This window comes from Streptomyces sp. NPDC043908 (genome assembly GCF_056435525.1).
This window is the reverse complement of sequence record NZ_JBWKEI010000018.1, coordinates 126,476-148,490: the sequence shown is the minus strand read 5'-3', so window position 1 is coordinate 148,490 and position 22,015 is coordinate 126,476. Positions and strand designations below refer to the sequence as shown.

General features: G+C 73.5%; 17 protein-coding genes. 7 read left to right on the top strand and 10 right to left on the bottom strand.

The genetic code is table 11. The features are described 5' to 3' along the window. Positions 1 to 112 precede the first annotated feature (112 nt). On the bottom strand, positions 113 to 2,020 hold the full coding sequence (typA, locus tag AC069K_RS31495) for a translational GTPase TypA (protein ID WP_358836308.1): 1,908 nt from the start codon (positions 2,018 to 2,020) through the stop codon (positions 113 to 115). Positions 2,021 to 2,327: 307 nt separating this feature from the next. After that, complete coding sequence (locus AC069K_RS31490) at positions 2,328 to 4,850, bottom strand: ABC transporter family substrate-binding protein (RefSeq protein ID WP_365104714.1); 2,523 nt, start codon at positions 4,848 to 4,850, stop codon at positions 2,328 to 2,330. Positions 4,851 to 5,163: 313 nt separating this feature from the next. Between AC069K_RS31490 and AC069K_RS31485 the strand changes: the two genes are divergently transcribed. The 4 genes from AC069K_RS31485 to AC069K_RS31470 are packed head-to-tail and all read left to right on the top strand — an operon-like array spanning position 5,164 to position 9,011. Beyond that, complete coding sequence (locus AC069K_RS31485; RefSeq protein ID WP_358836310.1) at positions 5,164 to 5,451, top strand: hypothetical protein; 288 nt, start codon at positions 5,164 to 5,166, stop codon at positions 5,449 to 5,451. Between the two features lie 22 nt (positions 5,452 to 5,473). Continuing rightward, complete coding sequence (locus AC069K_RS31480; protein ID WP_478621947.1) at positions 5,474 to 6,292, top strand: hypothetical protein; 819 nt, start codon at positions 5,474 to 5,476, stop codon at positions 6,290 to 6,292. Then, entirely contained in the window at positions 6,292 to 8,241 is a 1,950-nt protein-coding gene (locus AC069K_RS31475; protein WP_478621945.1) for a fumarate reductase/succinate dehydrogenase flavoprotein subunit, read from the top strand. Before AC069K_RS31480 ends, AC069K_RS31475 begins: the two co-directional genes overlap by 1 nt. Then, positions 8,238 to 9,011 carry a succinate dehydrogenase/fumarate reductase iron-sulfur subunit gene (locus tag AC069K_RS31470; RefSeq protein ID WP_365104705.1) on the top strand — a complete coding sequence of 258 codons (774 nt, stop codon included), beginning with the start codon at positions 8,238 to 8,240 and terminating at the stop codon, positions 9,009 to 9,011. Before AC069K_RS31475 ends, AC069K_RS31470 begins: the two co-directional genes overlap by 4 nt. A 77-nt stretch (positions 9,012 to 9,088) precedes the next feature. Here AC069K_RS31470 and AC069K_RS31465 read toward each other — a convergent pair whose 3' ends face one another. Continuing rightward, on the bottom strand, positions 9,089 to 10,147 hold the full coding sequence (locus AC069K_RS31465; RefSeq protein WP_478621943.1) for a glycoside hydrolase family 18 protein: 1,059 nt from the start codon (positions 10,145 to 10,147) through the stop codon (positions 9,089 to 9,091). Positions 10,148 to 10,286: 139 nt separating this feature from the next. Here AC069K_RS31465 and AC069K_RS31460 point away from each other — a divergent pair, with 139 nt between their 5' ends. Together AC069K_RS31460 and AC069K_RS31455 are read left to right on the top strand one after the other, a co-directional pair. Further along, positions 10,287 to 12,332, top strand: a complete 2,046-nt coding sequence (locus AC069K_RS31460) for a TPM domain-containing protein (protein ID WP_478621941.1) — start codon at positions 10,287 to 10,289, stop codon at positions 12,330 to 12,332. Next, the gene (locus AC069K_RS31455; RefSeq protein WP_478621939.1) at positions 12,329 to 13,045 is read left to right on the top strand and encodes a PspA/IM30 family protein; all 717 of its coding nucleotides are present in this window, start codon (positions 12,329 to 12,331) and stop codon (positions 13,043 to 13,045) included. Before AC069K_RS31460 ends, AC069K_RS31455 begins: the two co-directional genes overlap by 4 nt. A 75-nt stretch (positions 13,046 to 13,120) precedes the next feature. Here AC069K_RS31455 and AC069K_RS31450 read toward each other — a convergent pair whose 3' ends face one another. From AC069K_RS31450 to AC069K_RS31425, 6 genes are all read right to left on the bottom strand, one after another. Further along, on the bottom strand, positions 13,121 to 15,685 hold the full coding sequence (locus AC069K_RS31450; RefSeq protein WP_478621937.1) for a SpoIIE family protein phosphatase: 2,565 nt from the start codon (positions 15,683 to 15,685) through the stop codon (positions 13,121 to 13,123). 167 nt (positions 15,686 to 15,852) lie between these two features. Then, positions 15,853 to 16,248 (bottom strand): ATP-binding protein, encoded by a 396-nt coding sequence (locus AC069K_RS31445; protein ID WP_365104694.1) that lies wholly within the window; start codon positions 16,246 to 16,248, stop codon positions 15,853 to 15,855. A gap of 139 nt (positions 16,249 to 16,387) precedes the next feature. Further along, positions 16,388 to 16,816: a (deoxy)nucleoside triphosphate pyrophosphohydrolase gene (locus tag AC069K_RS31440; protein WP_358832546.1), complete on the bottom strand. Its 429-nt coding sequence runs from the start codon at positions 16,814 to 16,816 to the stop codon at positions 16,388 to 16,390. Positions 16,817 to 16,906: 90 nt separating this feature from the next. Beyond that, positions 16,907 to 17,086 (bottom strand): SPOR domain-containing protein, encoded by a 180-nt coding sequence (locus AC069K_RS31435; protein WP_358832545.1) that lies wholly within the window; start codon positions 17,084 to 17,086, stop codon positions 16,907 to 16,909. Positions 17,087 to 17,492: 406 nt separating this feature from the next. Continuing rightward, positions 17,493 to 18,245 carry a GntR family transcriptional regulator gene (locus AC069K_RS31430; RefSeq protein ID WP_358832544.1) on the bottom strand — a complete coding sequence of 251 codons (753 nt, stop codon included), beginning with the start codon at positions 18,243 to 18,245 and terminating at the stop codon, positions 17,493 to 17,495. A gap of 136 nt (positions 18,246 to 18,381) precedes the next feature. Next, positions 18,382 to 19,644 (bottom strand): DUF4190 domain-containing protein, encoded by a 1,263-nt coding sequence (locus AC069K_RS31425; RefSeq protein WP_478621933.1) that lies wholly within the window; start codon positions 19,642 to 19,644, stop codon positions 18,382 to 18,384. Positions 19,645 to 19,804: 160 nt separating this feature from the next. Here AC069K_RS31425 and AC069K_RS31420 point away from each other — a divergent pair, with 160 nt between their 5' ends. Continuing rightward, entirely contained in the window at positions 19,805 to 20,992 is a 1,188-nt protein-coding gene (locus AC069K_RS31420; protein WP_478621931.1) for a pyridoxal-phosphate dependent enzyme, read from the top strand. Positions 20,993 to 21,009: 17 nt separating this feature from the next. On the opposite strand, the gene AC069K_RS31415 is transcribed toward AC069K_RS31420, so the two are convergent. After that, positions 21,010 to 21,891: a carbon-nitrogen hydrolase family protein gene (locus AC069K_RS31415; RefSeq protein ID WP_478621929.1), complete on the bottom strand. Its 882-nt coding sequence runs from the start codon at positions 21,889 to 21,891 to the stop codon at positions 21,010 to 21,012. Between the last annotated feature and the right edge of the window lie 124 nt (positions 21,892 to 22,015).

Here is a 22,015-nt window from a genome sequence, read left to right as displayed (position 1 = left end):
CCCCCCCCCCCCCCCCCCCCCCCCCCCCCCCCCCCCCCCCCCCCCCCCCCCCCCCCCCCCCCCCCCCCCCCCCCCCCCCCCCCCCCCCCCCCCCGGGCCCGACAGGGTCGGACTAGCCGTGCTTGGCGCGCGAGGCCGTGCGGCCGCGCTCCTTCTGGTCCAGGACGACCTTCCGGATGCGGACGGCCTCCGGGGTCACCTCGACGCACTCGTCGTCGCGGCAGAACTCCAGGGACTGCTCCAGGGAGAGCTTGCGCGGCGGGACGATCGCCTCGAAGGAGTCGGCGGAGGAGGAGCGCATGTTGGTGAGCTTCTTCTCCTTGGTGATGTTGACGTCCATGTCGTCGGCGCGCGAGTTCTCGCCGACGATCATGCCCTCGTACACCTCGGTGCCCGGGTCGGTGAACAGCACACCGCGCTCCTGGAGGTTGGTCATCGCGAAGGCGGTGACGGCGCCCGCGCGGTCGGCGACCAGCGAACCGTTGTTACGGGTCGTCAGGGGGCCGAACCACGGCTCGTGGCCCTCGTGGATGGAGTGCGCGATGCCGGTGCCGCGCGTACCGGTGAGGAACTCGGTACGGAAGCCGATCAGACCGCGGGACGGGACGACGAACTCCATGCGGACCCAGCCGGAGCCGTGGTTGGACATGTTGTCCATCCGGCCCTTGCGGACGCCCATGAGCTGCGTGACGGCGCCCATGTGCTCCTCGGGCACGTCCACCGTGAGGCGCTCGACCGGCTCGTGCACCTTGCCGTCGACGAGCTTGGTGACGACCTGCGGCTTGCCGATGGTCAGCTCGAAGCCCTCACGGCGCATCTGCTCGACCAGGATGGCCAGCGCCAGCTCACCGCGGCCCTGCACCTCCCAGGCGTCGGGGCGCTCGGTGTCGAGCACGCGCAGCGAGACGTTACCGATCAGCTCGCGGTCCAGGCGGTCCTTCACCTGGCGCGCGGTGACCTTGCGGTCCTTGACGGCCGCCTTGGCGGAGGCGCCCTTGCCGGTGCCGCCGCGGCCGACCAGCGGCGAGGTGTTGGTGCCGATGACCATGGAGATCGCGGGCTCGTCCACCGTGATCAGCGGGAGCGCGACCGGGTTCTCGGGGTCGGCGAGGGTCTCACCGATCATGATGTCCGGGATACCGGCGACGGCGCAGATGTCGCCCGGGCCCGCCACCTCGGCGGGCTTGCGGGTGAGCGCCTCGGTCATCATCAGCTCGGTGATGCGGACGTTGGAGATCGAGCCGTCGCGCTTGATCCAGGCCACGGTCTGGCCCTTGCGCAGCTCGCCCTGTTCGACGCGGAGCAGCGCGATACGGCCGAGGAAGTTGTCGGCGTCGAGGTTGGTGACGTGGGCCTGGAGCGGCGCGTCCTCCTCGTACGTCGGGGCCGGGACGTGCTCCAGGATGGTGGAGAAGAACGGCTCCAGGCTGGTGGAGTCGGCCGGGACCGTGCCGTCCTCCGGCTTGGTCAGCGAGGCGATGCCGTCGCGGCCGCAGGCGTAGACGATCGGGAACTCGATCTGGTCCTCGTCCGCGTCCAGGTCCAGGAACAGGTCGTACGTCTCGTTGACGACCTCGTCGATCCGGGAGTCGGGGCGGTCCGTCTTGTTGATGCAGAGGATGACGGGCAGCCGCTGCTGGAGCGCCTTGCGCAGCACGAAGCGCGTCTGCGGGAGGGGGCCCTCGGAGGCGTCCACCAGCAGCACGACCGCGTCCACCATCGACAGACCGCGCTCGACCTCACCACCGAAGTCGGCGTGGCCGGGGGTGTCGATGATGTTGATCGTGATGGGGGCCCCGCCGTCCTTGGGGTGGTACTTCACCGCCGTGTTCTTGGCGAGGATCGTGATGCCCTTCTCACGCTCCAGGTCGTTCGAATCCATCATGCGGTCGTCGAGGGACTCGGCGGCGTGCGCGGCGAAGGAGCCGGCCTGCTTGAGCATGGCGTCGACGATGGTCGTCTTGCCGTGGTCGACGTGGGCGACGATGGCGACATTGCGGATGTCGTGGCGCGTGGGCATGCTGGCTGGCGCTTCTCTCGATCGGGAATCAGGCGTCTGACGGTCGAAGCCTCGTCCGCCCGCCGGGCGCGAACACGCCACGGCTAGTCCTATGGTACGGGGCTGGCGCGCCGGAGGCCTCCCGGGCCGAACCTGTGATCGTTTATCGGGGTGCGGGGAGCAGCGGGGCAGCCCTGGTCGAGACCGCCCCATGGCCGGGTCAAGGGCAGGTACGACCTTGCCCGCCGGCGGACCGACGGGCAAGGGACTTGAGCCAGTTCTGAGGTTGTGACCTGCTGTTTCTTAAGGCGGGCGGGGGTCCGTTCCGTTACTTCTCAGGCTTCTTCGGGGCATTGTCCGACTTCTTGAAACCGATGTCCTGGAAGAGCGGGGTGGCGAACCCGAAGGCGCCCGCGTTGGCCACGTTGGGCTTCACCGCGACCAGCTGGGGGCGCTGGTAGAGGGGGATGGAACCGGCCGCGGCCCAGATGCGGGCGTCCGCCTTGCGGACCAGTTCGCGGGCCTCGTCCTCGTCGAGCTCCCCGGCCGCCTGGTCGAAGAGCTGGTCGATGTGGTCGGTGCCGACCCGGGTGTAGTTCTGCTCGACGACGAGCGAGCCGTCCGAGGCGGGCTCGGGCTTGGCGAAGACCGGCCGGTCGTCGGTGGCCGGGTAGGCGGTGCCGGGCCAGGAGTACAGGGCGAGGTCGAAGTCGCCCGAGGCGATGTGGTCCTTGAAGTAGCTGTCGTCGGCCACCTTGGAGACCTCGGTGCTGATCCCGACGGCCCGCAGCATCTGGGCGATCCGGTCGCCCACCGCCCGCAGCGCCTCGGAGCCCGGACCCGACGGCAGGACGAACCGCAGGTTGAGCGGCTTGCCGTCCTTGCCGAGCGGCCCGCCCGCCCCCGGCGCCGCGGTGCCCTTGGGGGCGTACGCGCCGGGCGCGCCCCCCTTGTGCTGGGCCTCGGTGCGGTGGGCGTCCCTGCCCGTGCCGTGCTCGCTCCGGCCGGCCGCCTCGTCCTGGGCGGCGCCCCGGTGGCCGGAGCCGGCGTCGTCCAGCGCGTCGGCCTGCCGCATCAGGGCGACCTCCTGGAGGGCGGCGGCGCGGGCCGGGGCGAGCACATGCGTGTCGGCGCCGGGGCCGGAGCCGCCGGGCCGGTTGTCGCCCGGCCGGTCGTCGCCCCCGCCGGAGTCCTCCCGGCCCTGCGAGGAGCCGGCGGGCTTCTCCTCGTCCGCGTAGTAGGGGCCCTCGCCGACCTTCGCGCCGCCCAGGGAGTACAGGTTCGGGCTCGACCGGACCCTCTTGGCCTTGTCGTCGCCGACGATGTAGGTGCCGTCGTCCCCGGCGCTCTCCCGCTTGGCGTCGCCGTCCGCGCCCGCGCCGGACGCCTTGCTGCCCGCCTTGGTCGTGCCGGTGCCGGACTTCTGCCGGGCGCCGCCCGGGGTCCAGCCCGCGTCCGCGAGCAGGGCCTGCGCCTCGTGGGTGTCCTGCCCGCCGAGCGCGCCGCTGTTGTCGGCGTACGCCGGCTGGCCCGCCAGCGCCAGATGGCTGCCGGGGGGCCGGGCGGGCAGCCCGAGCGGCTTGAGCACGATCTCCGCCAGCTCCTGGCGGTCCAGCGCCCGGGCCACCGCGCGGCGCACCCGCTCGTCGGCGAGCGGGCCGGTGCTGCCGTTGAGGGCGAGCTGGGTGTAGGCGGGCTCCAGGGACTTGCGGATGGCGAGCCGCGCCAGGCCCGTCTGCTCGTCGGCGTACCGGGCGACGGCCTCGCGGGTCTGCTTGCGCGCCCGTGCCTCGGCCTCGGCCCGCTCCTCGTCGGAGCCGTGCGCGACCGCCCAGGAGCGCAGCGCGGAGGCGGGGGTGAGGGCGGAGTCGACGCCGTGGGCGAGTCCGGGACCCTCGGCGCCGCGGCCGGCGCCCTTGTCGCGCTCGGCCTGGGTGATGCGGTCGGCGGCGGACCGGTCGATCTCGGCCACGTCCAGGTTGCCGTCGGCGAGGGCGGCGACCCGCTTGTCGCGCGGCACGGCCCGCAGGACCAGCTCGTCGAGCTTGCTGGGCCGGCCCCACCAGCGCGGGTTGCGGGCGAGGGTCAGGGTGCCCTTGTCGTGCTCGTAGGCCTTGAGGAGAAACGGTCCTGCGGTGGCCTTCAGCTTGGTGCGGGCGCCGTCGTTGAAGGCGTTCGCCGTGCCGGTGACGTCCTTGGGGTAGAGCGGGCTGAACAGGGCGCGCCAGTCCGCGTACGGCTTGGCGAAGGTGACCTTGACCTCCAGGTCGTTGGCGCCCTTCTCGATCTTCTCGATCCGCTCGTACCCGGCGTTGCGCGCGGTCCAGAACGCGGTGTCGCGCCCGCTCAGCGCCCGCCACTGGGCGACGAAGTCGGGGGCGCCGACCTCGCGGCCGTCGCTCCACACCGCCTTCTGGTTGAGCTTGTAGAGCACGACCTGCTTGGGCTCGCGCTGGACGACCTCCGCGCTCTCCAGGTAGTCCGGGTTGCGCTGCGGGCGTCCGCGCTGGTCCAGGATGAAGAGGGACGGCAGCACCGCGCCGGTGACGCGGGTGGTCGCGGCGTCCGCGTCGGCCTGGAAGGCGTTGAGCGTCTGGGGCATCGCGTCGACGGCCCAGCGCAGGGTTCCCCCGTCGGCGACCTGGGGCCGGGGCGCCGCGCCGATGTCCTGGGGCGCGACGAGCGCGCCGGCCGCGTCGTCGCCCGAGGAGCAGCCGGCCAGGGCGGGGAGCGCCAGCACACCGGAGGTGAGCAGCGCGACGGACCGGAGCGACGCGACGGTGCGGATCGCGGCGACGGTGCGGGTCGCCCGGGAAGATGCCCTCCCGCGCTGGACGCCGACGTGGGGCATGTCTGTACCTCTTCGTCAGTTTTTATGTGCTTGGTGGCATTTCGCGATGATCACACGTATTGCCCACCCACTGAAGAGGACGCCGCCCCCGTCCGTACCGCGACACGGCGCGGCGGCGGCCGGATCCCACCCATGCGGCGCAACGAGGGGCGTGTGCGACTCGGTGTGCGCCCCGGGAACCCGGTGCACACACCTTCACAACCACGGAAGTGACGCGCGACACTCTCAGGCGCATGACCTTTCGGGGGAACGGGAGGTCGCCCTCCCGCATGACCGGTCACCGCCGCCCGCCACTGCGGAAGGTAGGCACGCCATGTCCCTGCACGAGGAGCTGACGGCCGTTCAACGCTGTCTCGACGACCTGGTCAGGTCGGTGGGGCGGCTGGAGAAACAGATCGGCGACGACGGGCTGGACATCCGCCGGATACGGACCGACACCGACCATCTGCGCGAGAGCGTCGCGCTGCTGCGCCAGACCGCGGCCCCCGCCACCGAGGCGCGCCCCGACCTGCTCACCATCCCGGACACGCCGTACGACACCTCGCTGTGGACGGACTCGGACGACGAAGGTCTGGGCGCCCGCGACCGGCGCGCCCCCTGACTGAACGGAACGGGAGCCACTGTTGGCCACAGGCACCGAACCCCAACCGCTCACCGGCGTGTCCGGCGCCTCGCGCGCCGCCATCGCGCCCCGCCACCTGCGCACCGACCGCTGGTGGCTGGCGCCCGCCGTGACCGCCGCCGGACTGCTCGCCTTCGTCGTCTACTCGACCTGGCGGGCCTTCGTGAACGACGACTACTACGCCGCTCCCTACGTCTCGCCGTTCTACTCGCCGTGCGTCGCCGACAACTGCGTCCCGATGCGGGGCGGCCCGAACGCCGACCTCTTCGGCAGCTGGTGGGGCCTCTCCCCCGCCCTGCTGATCCTGATCTTCCCGCTCGCCTTCCGCGGCACCTGCTACTACTACCGCAAGGCCTACTACCGGGGCTTCTGGGCCTCGCCGCCCGCCTGCGCGGTGGCCGAGCCGCACAAGAAGTACACGGGCGAGACCCGCTTCCCGCTGATCATCCAGAACATCCACCGGTACACGTTCTACTTCGCGCTGCCGGTCGCGGCCTTCCTCACGTACGACACGGTGCTCGCCTACCGCGACGAGCACTACCGGTGGGGCCACATGGGTCTGGGCACCCTGGTCTTCACCGCCAACATCGTGCTGATCTGGGCGTACACCCTCTCCTGCCACTCCTGCCGGCACATCGTCGGCGGGCGGCTGCGGCACTTCTCCAAGCACCCGGTGCGCTACCGGATGTGGAGCTGGGCCGGGAAGCTGAACCGCCATCACATGCTGCTCGCCTGGGCCTCGCTGATCAGCGTCTCGCTGGCCGACCTGTACGTGTACTTCCTCGCCACCGGGGCCTTCGACGATCCGAGGTTCTTCTGATGACGCAAGCGGAACGCCAGCAGTGGGACGTGGTCGTGGTGGGCGCGGGCGGGGCGGGCCTGCGGGCCGCGATCGAGGCCCGCGAGCAGGGCGCCCGTACCGCCGTGATCTGCAAGTCGCTCTTCGGCAAGGCCCACACCGTGATGGCCGAGGGCGGCATCGCCGCCTCCATGGGCAACGTGAACTCCGGCGACAACTGGCAGGTCCACTTCCGCGACACGATGCGCGGCGGCAAGTTCCTCAACCAGTGGCGGATGGCCGAACTCCACGCGCGTGAGGCGCCCGACCGGGTGTGGGAGCTGGAGACCTGGGGCGCCCTGTTCGACCGTACGCCGGACGGCCGGATCTCCCAGCGCAACTTCGGCGGCCACGAGTACCCGCGGCTGGCCCACGTCGGCGACCGCACCGGCCTGGAGCTCATCCGCACCCTCCAGCAGAAGATCGTCTCGCTCCAGCAGGAGGACGAGCGCGAGTTCGGCGACTACGAGGCCCGCCTCAAGGTCTTCCAGGAGTGCACGGTCACCCGGATCCTGAAAGAACACCGCCCGAAGGAGGGCGACCGGGTGGCGGGCGCCTTCTGCTACGAGCGCGAGTCCGGCCGGTTCTTCGTCCTCCAGGCCCCGGCCGTGGTCCTGGCGACCGGCGGCATCGGCAAGTCCTTCAAGGTGACGTCGAACTCCTGGGAGTACACCGGCGACGGCCACGCGCTCGCGCTGCTGGCCGGGGCGCCGCTGCTGAACATGGAGTTCGTGCAGTTCCACCCGACCGGCATGGTCTGGCCGCCCTCGGTCAAGGGGATCCTGGTCACCGAGTCGGTGCGCGGCGACGGCGGTGTGCTGCGCAACTCCGACGGCAGACGCTTCATGTTCGACTACGTGCCGGACGTCTTCAAGGAGAAGTACGCGGAGTCCGAGGAGGAGGGCGACCGCTGGTACGAGGACCCCGACCACAACCGCCGCCCGCCCGAACTGCTCCCGCGCGACGAGGTCGCCCGCGCCATCAACTCCGAGGTCAAGGCCGGCCGCGGCTCCCCGCACGGCGGTGTCTTCCTGGACGTCTCCACCCGGATGCCCGCCGAGGTCATCCGGCGCCGGCTGCCCTCCATGCACCACCAGTTCAAGGAGCTGGCGGACGTGGACATCACGGCCGAGCCGATGGAGGTCGGCCCGACCTGCCACTACGTGATGGGCGGCATCGCCGTCGACTCCGACACCGCCGCCGCGCGCGGGGTTCCCGGGCTCTTCGCGGCGGGCGAGGTGGCCGGAGGGATGCACGGCTCCAACCGCCTGGGCGGGAACTCCCTCTCCGACCTGCTGGTCTTCGGCCGCCGCGCCGGGCTGCACGCCGCCGGGTACGCCTCGGCGCTCGCCGGTGCCCGCCCCGCCGTCGACGAGGCCCAGGTGGACCTGGCGGCAGCCGAGGCGCTGCGGCCCTTCAGCGCCGAACCGGCCGGGGCCGCGGACGCCGCGCCGGAGAACCCGTACACCCTGCACCAGGAGCTCCAGCAGGCGATGAACGACCTGGTGGGCATCATCCGCCGGGACGCGGAGATGCGGCAGGCCCTGGAGAAGCTGGCCGAGCTGCGCGTCCGCGCCCGGCGGGCCGGGGTGGAGGGCCACCGCCAGTTCAACCCCGGCTGGCACCTCGCCCTGGACCTGCGGAACATGCTGCTGGTCAGTGAGTGCGTGGCGCGCGCGGCCCTGGAGCGCACCGAGAGCCGGGGCGGCCACACCCGCGAGGACTGGCCCGCTATGGACCGGAGCTGGCGGCGGGCGAACCTGCTGTGCCGGCTGGCCGACCCCGCCGGGGATCCCGGGGCGGCCGACCCGGCCCGGGGGCAGATCCGACTGACACGCGAAGAGACCGAACCCATCCGTGCCGACCTGCTCGCCCTCTTCGAGAAGGAGGAGCTGGTCAAGTACCTCGCCGAAGAGGAGCTCCACGAGTGACCACGTATGACGCGAGCTTCCGGGTCTGGCGGGGCGACACCGGCGGGGGCGCTTTGCAGGACTTCACGGTGGAGGTGAACGAGGGCGAGGTCGTCCTCGACATCATCCACCGCCTCCAGGCCACCCAGGCGCCCGACCTGGCCGTGCGCTGGAACTGCAAGGCGGGCAAGTGCGGTTCCTGCTCGGCGGAGATCAACGGGCGGCCCCGGCTGCTGTGCATGACCCGGATGTCGGTCTTCGCGCGCGAGGAGACGATCACGGTGACCCCGCTGCGGGCGTTCCCGATCGTCCGCGACCTGGTGACCGACGTCTCCTTCAACTACGAAAAGGCGCGGGAGGTTCCCGCCTTCGTCCCTCCGAAGGGCGTCGCGGCGGGTGAGTACCGGATGCGGCAGATCGACGTGGAGCGCTCGCAGGAGTTCCGCAAGTGCATCGAGTGCTTCCTGTGCCAGGACACCTGCCATGTGGTGCGCGACCACGAGGAGAACAAGGCGGCCTTCGCCGGGCCGCGCTTCCTGATGCGGGTGGCGGAGCTGGACATGCACCCGCTGGACGCGGCCGAGGAGACGGGCCTGGACCGCAAGCGCACCGCCCAGGACGAGCACGGCCTGGGCTACTGCAACATCACCAAGTGCTGCACCGAGGTCTGCCCCGAGCACATCAAGATCACCGACAACGCGCTGATCCCGCTGAAGGAGCGGGTGGTGGACCGCAAGTACGACCCGCTGGTCTGGCTCGGCAGCAAGATCGGCCGCCGGCCGGGGAGTTGAGGCCGCCCCCTTTCCTTACGGAAGGCGGCGGGGCCCGGCATCGGTAAGGATGCCGGGCCCCGCCGTACCGCGCTCCCTCAGTTCCAGCCCTTGTCGTAGGCGGCCCAGTCGCGGTCGCGCGCGGTGAAGTCGACGTAGAGCGCCACCCCGAAGTGCTCGCGGTGCCGGTCGGTGCGGCCCAGGCCCAGCCGCACCCCGCGCACCGCCGCCTGCACCGTCTCGGCCGAGGCGTGGTGGCCCAGGGTCTCCGTCTGGAAGAACGGCAGCCCCATCAGCAGGTCGGTGTCCTTGGGCGTGACCTCCAGCGCCAGCGAGGCCTGCTGGGCGACATAGCCGCCGTACAGGCTCTCCAGCGGCATCGAGGTGTCGTACGACATCACCGCGATCTGGTCGACGCGCTTGGCCACCTGCCCGAAGTACGCCTGTGACCACCACTTGGGGTGCCCGGCGATCCTGCCGGCGGCGGAGTGCAGGCGGGGCACGGGGTCGATCTGGTGCGCGGCGACCGAGAGCGTCGCGTGGTGCGCGCGCGTGACGGGCCGTACCGCCTCCAGCAGGCGCAGGAAGGGGCGGTTGCCCGAGGGCATCGGCTCCAGGTCGAAGTGGACGCCGTCGAAGCGGCCGTCCGCCAGGGCGTGGCGCGCGGAGTCCACCATCGCGGTGCGGGTCGCCGCCCGCTCCAGGCGCAGACCCGTGGGGCCCTCGGTGGCGAGCCTGTCGCCGAGCCAGGCCTGCACCCGCACCCCGGGCAGCCTGCGGTGCACGCCGTCGACCAGCCAGCGCGCCTTGGGGTAGCGGCCCGCGGGCAGCGTCCCGTCGTGCTCCAGCGGCCCGGCGTGGACGTACAGGTCGTGTATCCCCGTCTCCCGTACGCGCGCGGCGAAGGCGTCCAGGTCGGCCTCGCCCTTGCGGCCGTCGACCCAGGCGTGGCCGAGCCAGATGGCGTCGCGCCCGCGCGACCTGGTGCCCTCGCCCGGGTCGCCCGCGTAGCTGCTGCGCAGCGCGACCGCGCCGACCACCATGGGCGCCATCACCAGGAGCACGGCCGCCAGCGCGGCACGCCGCACCCACGTCCGTGCCGGGCGCCGCGACCACCGGCGCAGACCGTCGACTCCGGCCGATATTGCTGTCCGCACGAGTACCCCTGACTGTCAGTGTGCCGTGGAAGTATGACCTCCCGGTGGCGTGCTGCCCAACGAGCGGGGGGCGGACCGGCGGGTCCCGGGTGCCCCCTCCCGGTCGCGGAGCGGCAGATACCGCCATACGCTCACAAATGTGACGCCGCGTGTCAGTCGCACCGGACCCCGCACAGCCGTCCGGGCCGTCCGGGCCCTGGTGGCCGTGCTGCTCGCCACGTGCTGGGCCGCGCTGCCCGGCACGGGCACCGCGCGGGCGGAGGACCCGGTGACGCTCTCCGCGAGCGGGTGGATCACCGACCGGGCGCGGGCGCTGGGCGCCCGCGAGCCCGGCGTGGCGGCCGCGCTCGACCACCTCCACGAGGACCGCGGGGTCCAGCTCTTCGCGGTGTACGTGGACGACTTCTCCGGCCGTACCTCCCAGGACTGGGCCGACACCACCGCGCAGCAGAACTCCCTCGGCCGCGACGACGTCCTGCTGGCCGTCGCGACCGGCACCCGCCAGTACGCGTACTCGGTCGACCAGGACTTCCGGCTCAGCGACCAGGCGCTCGGCGAGGTGGCCCGCGAGTCGGTGGAGCCGGCGCTGCGGCGTGGCGACTGGGCCGGGGCGGCGGTGGGCGCCGCCGAGGGGCTGGACACCGCCCTGGCCGGGCCGGGCCGGCGCGACGGCTCCACCGTGGCCGGTGACTACGTACTGCCCGTGGCCGTCCTCGCCGCGGCGGGCCTGGTCGCCGCCTACGCGTACGCGCGCCGCAGGCGGCGGGCCGCGACCCGGACGACACCCGCGAGCAGCCATGGCGCGGGCGCCCGGGAGTGGGAGCCGGACACGGCCGCGCCGGACCTCGCCGCCCTGGAGGCCGAGGCGGACCGGACCCTGGTCGCCACCGATGACGCCATACGAACGAGTGACGAGGAACTGGGTTTCGCGCTCGCGCAGTTGGGGGAAGCGGCGACCCGGCCCTTCGCCGGGGCCCTCGCGTACGCCCGGTCCGAACTGGCCACCGCGTTCCGGCTGCGCCAGCAGCTCGACGACGACCCGCCGCCGCGGGGACTCGCCCTCCCGGAAGGGCCCGCCCCGCCCGACGAGCCGGAGCGGCCCGAGGAGGGCGGCGCGGGGCGGCGCCGGACGCTGCGGGAGATCGTCGCGCGGTGCGCGGCGGCCGCCCGCCGCCTGGACGCCGAGGCGGAGACTCTCGACGCGCTGCGCGCGCTGGAGCGGGACCCCTCCCCGGCGCTCGAAGGCGCCGAAACGGCCTTCCGTACGCTCACCGGGCGCACGGCCGCCGCGGACTCGGCCCTGACCGCGCTGCGCCAGAGGTACGCGCCGGGGGCGACCGCGCCCGTCGAAAGCCACGTCGAGGAGGCCAAGGAGCACTTGGTCGCGGCCACGGCCTCCCTCAACGCCGCCCGCCAGGCCCTCGACGCGCGGGACCCGGGCGAGGCGGCGGCGCGGGTGCGCGCCGCCGAGAGCGCCGTCGCCCTGGTGACCGCGCTGGTGGACGGGGTCGACCGGCGCGCCGGTGAACTCGCGGAGGCGGAGGAGCGGTTGCCGGCGGGGCTCGCCGGGGCGCGGGCGGCGGTGGCTGCGGCCCGGCAGGTGAGCGCCCCCGCCGAGCGGTCCGGTGCCGCCGACCCCCACGGCCTGCCCGCCCGGATCGCCCGGGCCGAGGCGGTGCTCATCGGTGTGGGACGGGCGCGGGCGGCCGGTCCTTACGACCCGCTCGACGCGCTGCGCCGGGTCGTCCTGGCGGAGGCGGCCCTGGGCGAGGCCCTGACGGCTCTGGGTGTACGGGAGCGCGAGGGCGGCGTGGAGCACGCCCGCGCGCTCCTGGACCGGGCGACGTTCGCGGCCCGTGCGGCCGTCGCCGCGGCCGACGACCGCGTCACCGCCCACCGGGACGCGGTCGGTTGCGCCGCCCGCACCCGCCTGTCGGAGGCCCGCCGCCACCTCGCCCGGGCCGCCGGGGCGGCCGTACCGGACGCGGACGGCGCCCTCGCCGAGGTGCTGCGGGCGGACGCCCTGGCGCGGCGGGCACGCGCCCTCGCGGACACGGACGTACGCGTCGAGGAGGACGCGCCAAGGACGTTCGGCGGGAACGACCACGGGGCGCACGGCACCCCTTCGGACCACGGGACCCCTTCGGGGCAAGGGAACGCTTCTGGGCAAGGAGAAGAGCCATGAGCGACAGGCAGTCGGTACTGGGCCGGGTCGGCCGGCTGGCGCAGGCCCACGTCATCGCGCTCCTCGACCAGGCCGAGGACCCGCGGAAGATGCTGGACGAGCTGGTCCGGGAGTACACCGGCACCATCGCGGAGGCGGAGGAGGCCCTCGCCTCGGCGCTGCGCGAGCTGCGGCTGCTGGAGGCCGACCGGAGCGAGGATCTGGCCGTCGCCCGGGAGTGGGGCGGCCAGGCGGTCACCGCCAGCAGGAGGGCCGACGGGCTGCGCGCGAACGGATCGGCCCAGGACGCCGACCGCTTCGACCACCTCGCCAAGGTCGCGCTGGGCCGGCAGGTGCGGGCGGAGAACGAGGCGCGGGCGGCGGAACCGGTGATCGCCACGCAGAAGGAGGTGGTGGACCGGCTCAGGTCGGGCCTGTCCCGGATGAAGTCCCAGCTGGACGTCCTGCGGGCGGAGGAGCGCGAGGTGGCGGACGGGGCCGCCCCGGCGGGCGGGCCGGGCCGGATGCCGGACGGTCTGGGCAGCGTCGACCTGTTCGACCCGGCGTACGAGATACGCCGCTTCGAGGACAAGCTGCGGCGCGAGGAGGCGCGGCCGGGGGACGCGGGCCGGGTCGCCGCCTCGACGCTGGACGCCCAGTTCGAGCAGTTGGACGCGCCGGGCGAGACAGCGGAGGTGGAGGCGCGGCTGGCGGCACTGAAGGCGACGACGTAGGGGGCGGGCACCGCCTCCGGCCGAACGGCCGCGCCGGGGCCGGGGGCTTGCCCCGGCCCGCCCCGCGCCCCCGGCTCAGTACATGCTGAGCAACTGCTCCTCCGTGAGTTCCGCGACCGGGGTGGACTCGCCGTCGGGGAGGGCGAGTTCGAACCAGACCGTCTTGCCGCGCGGGGTGCGGCGCGAGCCCCACCCCGCGCTCAGCAGTCCGACGAGCTGGAGCCCCCGGCCGCCCTCGTCGGTGTCCCGGGCCCGGCGTCTTCTCGGCTGGACCAGGCCCGCGTCCCACACCTCGCAGACGAGCGTACGGTCGCGCAGCAGCCGCAGCCGCACCTCGCCCTCGCCGTACCGCAGGGCGTTGGTGACGAGTTCGCTGACCAGCAGTTCGGTGGTGTCGACGAGGTCGTCGAGGTCCCAGGCGAGCAGCTGGGTGCGGGCGAGCTCGCGGGCGCGGCCGACCGAGCGCGGCGAGCGCGGCAGCCGCCAGTCGCCGACGGCGTCCGTGGGCAGACCCTGGATGCGGGCCATGAGCAGGGCGATGTCGTCCTCGCCGTGGCGGGTGTCGAGGGTGTTGAGGACCTGGTCGCAGACGTCCTCCAACCCCGCGACCGGGTCGCTGATGGCCTTGCGGAAGGCCCGCAGGCCCTCGTCCAGGGGGTGGTCGCGGGACTCCACGAGACCGTCGGTGTAGAGCGCGAGCAGGGTCCCCTCGGGGAGGTCGACCTCGATCTCCTCGAACGGCTCGCCGCCCACGCCCAGCGGCAGCCCGGGCGGCATGTCCAGGAACAGCGCGGGCTCGCCGGGCTCGACCAGGACCGGCGGCAGATGGCCCGCGTTGGCGATGGAGCAGCGCCGCGTCACCGGGTCGTAGACGGCGTACACGCAGGTCGCCAGGTAGACCTCGGAGAGGTCGGCCTCGCGGGACTTGTGGGCGGAACGGGAGCCGGGGCGCCCGCGCCGGTTGCCCGCGCCCGCGCGGTCGGGGCCGCCGGGGTCGCCCAGGCCCCGGGCGATCTCGTCGAGGTGCGAGAGCACTTCGGCGGGCTCCAGGTCGAGCATGGCCAGGGTCCGTACGGCGGTGCGCAGTTCGCCCATGGCGACGGCGGCCCGCAGACCGCGGCCCATCACGTCGCCGACGACCAGGGCGGTGCGGTGTCCGGGGAGCTCGATGACGTCGAACCAGTCGCCGCCGACCTCGGTGGCGGCGTTGCCCGGCAGGTAGCGGCAGGCGATGTCGAGCCCGGCGGCCTCGGGGTCGCCGGGCGGGAGGAGGGAGCGCTGGAGTATCAGCGCGCGTTCGTGCTCCCTCCGGTACAGGCGGGCGTTGTCGATGCAGACGGCGGCGCGGGAGGCGAGTTCGGTGGCGAGGGCGCGGTCGCGTTCACCGAAGGGCTCGCTGCCCTTGGCGCGGGAGAACTGGACCAGGCCGACGACGGTGTCGTGGGCGACCATCGGCACGGCGAGCGTGGTGTGCACCAGGCTGCCCTCGCCGCCCGGTACGGCGCGCAGCCGCCCGGTGCGCAGGGCGTCGGCGCAGGGCGAGTGGAAGGGGTAGCGGTGGACGTCCCCGACCGAGACGGTCGCGGCCGGGGCGGTGCCGCCGGTGAGGGTGGGCGGCGCGTCGGAGACGGCGCTGGCGAAGGCGACCCGGCGCAGCTCGGCCTTGCCGTCGACCCGGTTCTGGATGGCGTCGTCCCCGGCGAGCAGCGCCTGGTAGAGGTCGACGGAGGCCAGGTCGCAGAAGCCGGGGACGGATACGTCGAGGAGTTCGCGGGCGGTGGTCTCCAGGTCGAGGGAGTTGCCGATGCGGTTGCCCGCCTCGTTGAGGAGGGCGAGGTTGCGGCGCGCGTCGGCGGCCTCGCGGGCGGCGTTGTGGCGGCGGGTCACGTCGATGCCGAGGCTGGCGACGCCGATGGGGCGGCCGGTCCCGCTGTGCACCCGGTAGAGGTTGATCGACCAGTGCCGGCGGGCCGGGTCGCCGGGCGCGGTGCCGACGAGCTGGAGGTCGGTGACGGCCTCGCCAGTGTCGAGGACCCGCCGCAGGGCGGCGGCCATCCGGTCGGCCTCGGCGCGGCCGAGGTAGTCGTGGACGGTCCGGCCGCGGTGCTCGTCCGGTTCGCCGCCGAAGACGGTGGCGAAGCGCCTGTTGGCCCGCAGGACGGTGAGGTCCGTGTCGAACAGCAGGAAGCCGAAGGGAGATTGACCGAAAATGGCCTGCGAGGCGGCGAGGTCGGTCTCTATCCCGCGCAGCGCCCGGACGTCGACGACGATGCAGAGCGCGCCGCGCTTCCCGGCCGCCGTCTCACTGGGCATCACATACAGCTCGGCGAGCCCGTGCCGTCCCTGGCCCTCGGGCGTACGGAAGGGGACCAGGCCGGTCCACTCGCGCCCGTCCAGGATCTCGGCGACCCGGCGGTGGCCCGTGGTGCGCAGCTCGGGGGGCATGAAGGCGTCGACCGGGTCGAGTCCGACGACCTCGCGGGCGGACAGCCCGAACTGTTCCTCGGCCCGTCGGCTCCACTGCTCGACCAGCCCGTCGGGCCCGATCGAGAACGAGGCGACCCTGATGTAGTCATAGATCGAGCCAGGCGGGCTGCTCTGCCACACGACGCCGCCCGCCGTCCCAGGTATCTCGCTCACGCGACCGTCCCCTCCAGCTCACCGCACCGGACCGGCCTTGACCGCAGTATTCAGTACTACGGCCGCCACCGACACGGCGTTCACGATCACATCCCGGTCTCGTTCCTTTCCGGCCGCCCTCGGGCGCCGTCTTCCGGGCAGGGGTGATCGTTCGTCCCTCCCTCCTTCTAACCCGGCAGGGCCAGCTCGAACCACACGGTCTTGCCCGTCCTGCCGCGCCGGGTCCCCCAGCGCCGTGCGGAACAGGCCACCAACTGAAGGCCCCGGCCCCCTTCGTCGTCCGGTCCGGCGTCCCGCTCGACGGGCTCCTCGGGCAGCGGGTCGGAGACCTCCACCAGCAGGGCACCGGGGTCCAGCCGGACCATCCGTACGCCGATGGGGCCCGAGGCGTACCGCAGGGAATTGGTCACGAGTTCGCTGACCAGCAGCACCGCCACATCGCTGACGGCCGCGTCCAGCTCCCAGCCGCGCAGGGTGTCCCGGACGGCGTGTCGCGCGGTGCGCACGGCGTTGGCCTCCGCCGGAAAAGTCCATTCGGCGCAGCCGCCGGATGTGTCGATCACGCCGCTCTCACCCGCATCCGACTCTTCGGGGGGTTTGGAAGGATTAATAGCCACATACCCGATATTTAGGTCCAGCTATCCCCTGGTGGGGCGCATGGTGGCACGAACGGCGTAGGGACCCGGGGGGAGGGAGGGGCGTTCAGCGACCCGGCGCGCCCTCGTGCGCCGCCCGGACGCCCCCCGCGAGCAGGCGCGCCGCTTCCGCCACCGCCGGGCGGTCCTGGGGCAGCCAGTCGACCTGGTCGGTCTCGTCGGGGCCGAGCCAGCGCAGCTCGTCGTGGTCCTCCAGCGGCAGGGGCTCGCCGGAGACCAGCCGGGCGGTCCACACCCGCAGGACGAGCCCGGGCTTCAGCGGCCACTCCCCCGCGATGCGTTCCAGCGGCTCGGCCTCCACGCCCAGTTCCTCGCGCAGCTCGCGCACCAGGGCGTCCTCGGGGCGCTCGCCCGGCTCCACCTTGCCGCCGGGCAGCTCCCAGCGCCCGGCCAGCTCGGGCGGGGCACTTCGGCGCGCGGCGAGCAGCCTGCCGCGGTCGAGAAGGGCTCCGGCCACCACCACACGAACGTCCATGCGCCGGAGCGTAACCCGCGCCGGGCGGCGTCCGGTCCTGCGGGCCGTCGCCCGGCCCCGCCTCCCCGTCCACCCCCGCGGGGCGTCCCGCTACTGCGCCGGCTGGGCGATCCGCTCGACCCAGTAGAGCCGGCGGTGTCCCAGGTCGTCGAGGCTGTCGACGATCTTCTGGGCCTCGGCCCGGGTGGCGTACCGTCCGACGCGGTAGCGGTTGCCGTTGTCGTCCTGCCGTATGACCTGCCAGGAAAGCACCACGCCACCGTCGTTCATCGCGCCCCTCCCGCTGTCGGCGTGCAGGTCGGTGAAGATCCCCAGGAAACCGCATTCCGCATATGCCCGAGCCTACGCCTGACCTTCACTCAGCGGATCCGTGTTCTCACGAAGAGATACGGATCCGGCCACAGCGGGACAGAGCGACGGGGGCGCACTCCTCGGAGTGCGCCCCCGTGAGGGAAGTTGACGGCGGATCAGCCCTCGGGGGACGCCGCGGATTCACCCCCGGGAGGCGGCCGCCCGGCTCACGGGTGGGCGGGAGGAGGCCACTTCACCGGCAGGCGGGAGGGGGTGGGGCCGCCGGAGGGCGATCACTTCACCGGAGGTGGGCGGCGGCGGGCCGCCGGGAGGGCGGCCATCGCGCCGGCGGGCGAGAGGGGGCGGCGGGGCCGCTGCCAGGGCGTCACTTCACCGGCAGGTGGTAGGCGATCCGGTAGCGGTCGGCGGGGACCACGACGTCGGCCGTCTCCACCGCGCGGCCCGACGCGTAGTACGTCCGCTCGATGACGATCACCACATGGCCCGGAACCCCGCCGAGCGCCATGAGCTCCTCCGCCAGCCCCGGGCGCGCGCCGACCTCCTCCACCACGTTGTCCACCACCACGTCGATCGCGGCCATCCGCTCCACCACCCCGCACCCGCCGAGCGGGCCCTCCTCGGGCAGCATCACCGGGGTGCGGCCGGTCACCGCGAGCGGCTCCCAGGACGTGGAGAGCATCATCTGCTCGCCCGCGTCCCGGTACACGTACCGGGTGCGCATCACCCGGTCGCCGGGGAGGATGCCGAGCCGCTCGGCGATCTCGGGGGACGCGTCCTCCTGCTCGCTGTTCGACTCCCAGGTGCCCCGGGTGCCGTCCTCTGCCTGCTCCTGGCGGAACGGGCTGGCCCCCTTCGCCGGGCGGAACCCGGAGCGCGCCACCCGGCGCGGGACAGGGCGCTCCTTCACGTACGTACCCGACCCCGAGCGGCCCTCGACCAGGCCCTCGGCCATCAGGACCTTGCGGGCCTCCAGGGCGACCGTGTCGGAGACGCCGTACTCCTCGCGGATACGCGCCTGCGACGGGAGGCGGGTATGCGGCGGCAGCGACCCGCTGACGATCTTCTGCCGGAGATCGCTGGCTACGCGCAGATAAGCCGGCTGCTCACCGAAAGTCACTGGCCACTCCCATCAGGTTGACAGACTGCAACAGCGTGGCAACCGTGGGTTGTGCGCGGCAAGCCATGGCCAGACATTCACCCGAAGTGATGATCTTGCCCGTGCCCAGCGGATACCGCGAGTAGGGCTACCCCTCTCAGACCGCCTTGGAACCGCCACTTCCGTTTCCGGTCCCGCGTCCGGTTCCCGGCCCGTCCTCCGTACCGCCGCTGTCGGTACCGTCCGTACCGCCGTCGGCGCCGCCCCTGCCGCCGCCATCGCTGCCGCCGGAGCCGGTGTCGGGCGGGGTGGTCGCCAGACGCAGGGCGCGGCGGGCGGCGATCTCGGTGGCCTGGCGCAGGGCGCCGTCCGCGGCGACGGAGTGCGTGGAGAAGGCGTCGGCGTCGGCGGCCCGGGCCGCCTTCGCCCACTCCGCGCCCGCCGCCTCCATCTCCTTGGCGCGGGCGCCGACCTGTGCGTTCGCGGTGGCCGGCCAACTGCGCCCGCGCAGCCGGACGCCCTCCTGCGCCAGCACCTGCGAGACCCGCCCGGCCCACTCCTTGAAGGCGGGCAGATCGTCCTCGACCCGGTCCTCGTCGGGACCGGCCGCCAGCACCCGGTCGTAGGCGTTGGAGGAGCGCAGATAGGTCACCTGGTCGGCGTCGAGCCGGCGGACGTCGTTGCGCACCGAGCCCTTGAGCTTGCCGCTGGTGGTGGCGAAGGAGCAGGTGACGGTGCGGTCCCCGAGCCGCCAGCTGCGGCTGCTCGGCGTGTAGTAGTACGACTCGGCCTCCACCGGCAGCGCCCAGCTGTCCAGCGCGTACTCCTGCTCGACGTACCAGCATCTGCGGTCGGCGAGCGCGGTGACCTCCTTCTCGCCCGGGAAGGAGGTGCCCTCCACCTTGAACGAGCCGGAGACCTCGCCGTCGTGCGGCTCGGCGCACGACACGACCGCCACGTCGACGACCTCGGCCTCCAGCTCGCCGCCGGGGACGTTGAAGCAGTCACCCTTGCGCAGGTCCATGGTGCTGCGGGTGCTCCTGGCGTCGTCGATGCCCTCGCACACCCCGTCCCAGAACGCGCTCAGCGCGCCGGTCGCCACGAGGACGACGGCCAGCAGAGTACTGATCGAGGACAGCACCACACCGGTGATCGCCATGCCCTTGCCGCGCTGCCCCTTCTTCCGGATCCGCCCCAGGGCGAGCACGCCCAGGACGAGCCCGAGCGGCGGCACACAGCAGATGATGCCGGTGACCAGCGAGGCGACGGCCAGACCGCTGGTGGCGACGGGCTCCGGGAACGGCTGCGGATACGGGTACCAGGGCTGCTGCGGCCCGGGGTGGGGCGGCGGCCAGCCGGGGCCGTGGCCCTGACCCGGCTGCGCAGGCGGCTCGGGCGCGGGCGGCGGCGGTATGTCCACGGGCGGGGCTCCTCGTCGAGGTCAGGCGAACTGCTGCGCGAATCGTACGTGGGGGAAGGGGGGCGTGGCCGCGCGGCGGACCCCCGGCTTCCGCCGCAGCGCGCGGCACCGGCCGCAGCGACCTGACGGGCCGTCACCTCCGACGCTCTAGGGTCGCTGTATGACACACACGAACAGCCGGTATCCCGCCCCGCCCACCCCCTCCGCCCCTTCCGCAGCGGACGGGAGGGCGGACGCGACGGTGGCGTACCGCTGCCCACAGGACGGCACCCGGGCGCCGGTCGAGGCGGCCGCCCCCTGGTGCTGCCCGGTGTGCGCGGGCCCGTGGGACCTGGACTTCACCGCCGGGGCAGTGCCCCGCGCGGCCCTGGCCGGGCGGGTGAACTCGCTCTGGCGGTACGCCGAGGCCCTCCCCCTCGACGGCCCGCCGCCGGTCACCCTGGGCGAGGGACGCACGCCGCTGACGCCCCTGACCGGCACGGTCTCGGCGAAGCTGGACTTCCTGATGCCGACGCTGTCCTTCAAGGACCGGGGCGCGGTCGTCCTCGCCGAGCTGGCCCGGCGCCTCGCGCCCGAGCGCGTGATCGCCGACAGCAGCGGCAACGCGGGCACGTCCTTCGCCGCGTACATGGCACGGGCCGGACTGCCGACCACGGTGTACGTGCCGGAGGCCACCTCACCGAAGAAGGTCGAGCAGATCGCGGCGCACGGGGCCCGGGTCGAGCGCGTCCCCGGCGACCGCGAGGCCACGGCCCGCGCCGCCCGGAGGGCGGCCGACACCCCCGGCACGTTCTACGCCTCCCACGTCTTCAACCCGTACTTTCTGCACGGCACCAAGACGTACGTCTACGAGCTGTGGGAGGACCTGGGCGGCCGCCTGCCCGCCTCGATCGTGGTGCCGGTCGGCAACGGCACGCTGCTGCTCGGCGCGGCACTGGCCACGGCGGAGCTGTACGCGCACGGCCTGATCCCCGAACGCCCGGCCCTGATCGCGGTCCAGGCGGAGGCGGTGTCACCGCTGGCGACGGCGTTCCGGGCGGGCGCGGAGGAACCGGCCGACGCGGCGGCGGCCGACACCCTGGCCGAGGGAATCGCGATCCCCCGCCCGCCCCGGGGCCGCCAGATCCTACGAGCGGTACGCGCGTCGGGCGGCACGTTCCTGACGGTGACGGAGGACCAGCTCCGGACGGCACAACTGGACCTCGCCGGACGCGGGCTGTTCGTCGAGTCGACGGGGGTGGCGTGCTGGGCGGCGATCAGCGCGAGCCCGGGGGTGCTGGGGGTCGGGGACGCGGTGGTGCCGTTGTGCGGGGCGGGGTTGAAGACGGGGGTGGGGGTGGGGGGGTAGGGGTGGTGGGGCAGGGGCTACGGGGTCGCCGCGCCCGGGGCGGTCACCACACGTACGCCCCGCCGGAACGGCACCCCACCGTCCTGCCGCAGATCTCGGAGCATCGGCTCGGCGTCCCGGGTGGCGCGCAGGGTCTCCGGGTCCAGATCGGCCCAGACGATCTCCTCGGCGTGGGGTCCGGCCTCGGCGACGAGCCGCCCGTCGGGCCCCCACACCGCGCTGCTCCCACAGGTGTCCCACTCCCCCGTACGTCCAACGTGGTTGGCGAGGACGGCGTACACGGTGTTGTCGAGAGCCCGCGCGGGAAACCACACCCGCGACTCGTGGTACCCGTTCCCCACCCCGAACAGCGCGCCCACCACGTACACGTGGCAGCCGTCCAGCGCCGCCGCGCGCGCGTGCTCGGGGAACCCGGAGTCGTAACAGACCCCGAGCCCGAGCCGCCACCCGTCGACGTCGAGGGTGAGGCCGACGGAGCCGGGCCGGTAAAGAGCCCGCTCGGCCTTGAAAAGGTGCTGCTTGTCGTACCGCGCGAGGACTCCGGACCCGTCGACGACGAGGGCGGAGACATACAGCTCCCCTGCGTCGTACACGGCGGCCCCCACGACGGCGACGACCCCACTGTCCCGACAGGCGTCGACGACCACGCCGAGCCGCGAGTCCTCGGGCCAATTGACGGCACACCGCCGAGGGTCGCTGCGAATGAGCTCGGGCTCATACCCACTGAGAAACTTCTCCGCGAACACCACAACCCTGGCCCCACCGTCCCCGCCCGCCCGGACAACCCGGGCGACGGCGGCCGCGTTGGCGACGATGTCACCGGGGGCGACGGGGGTCTGGGCGGTGGCTATGCGGAGGGGGCGCGACGGGAGAGGGAGGGGGGTGGCGGTCGTGGTCACGGGGGAATTCGATCACGGCGGGGCATCCCTTCGTCGCGACGTCCCCACGATGCCACGCTACACGTCTCAACTCCTTGGTCACAGAGCCCACTCGTGAGCTAGCGTTGTTCCGCACCGCGTGTCC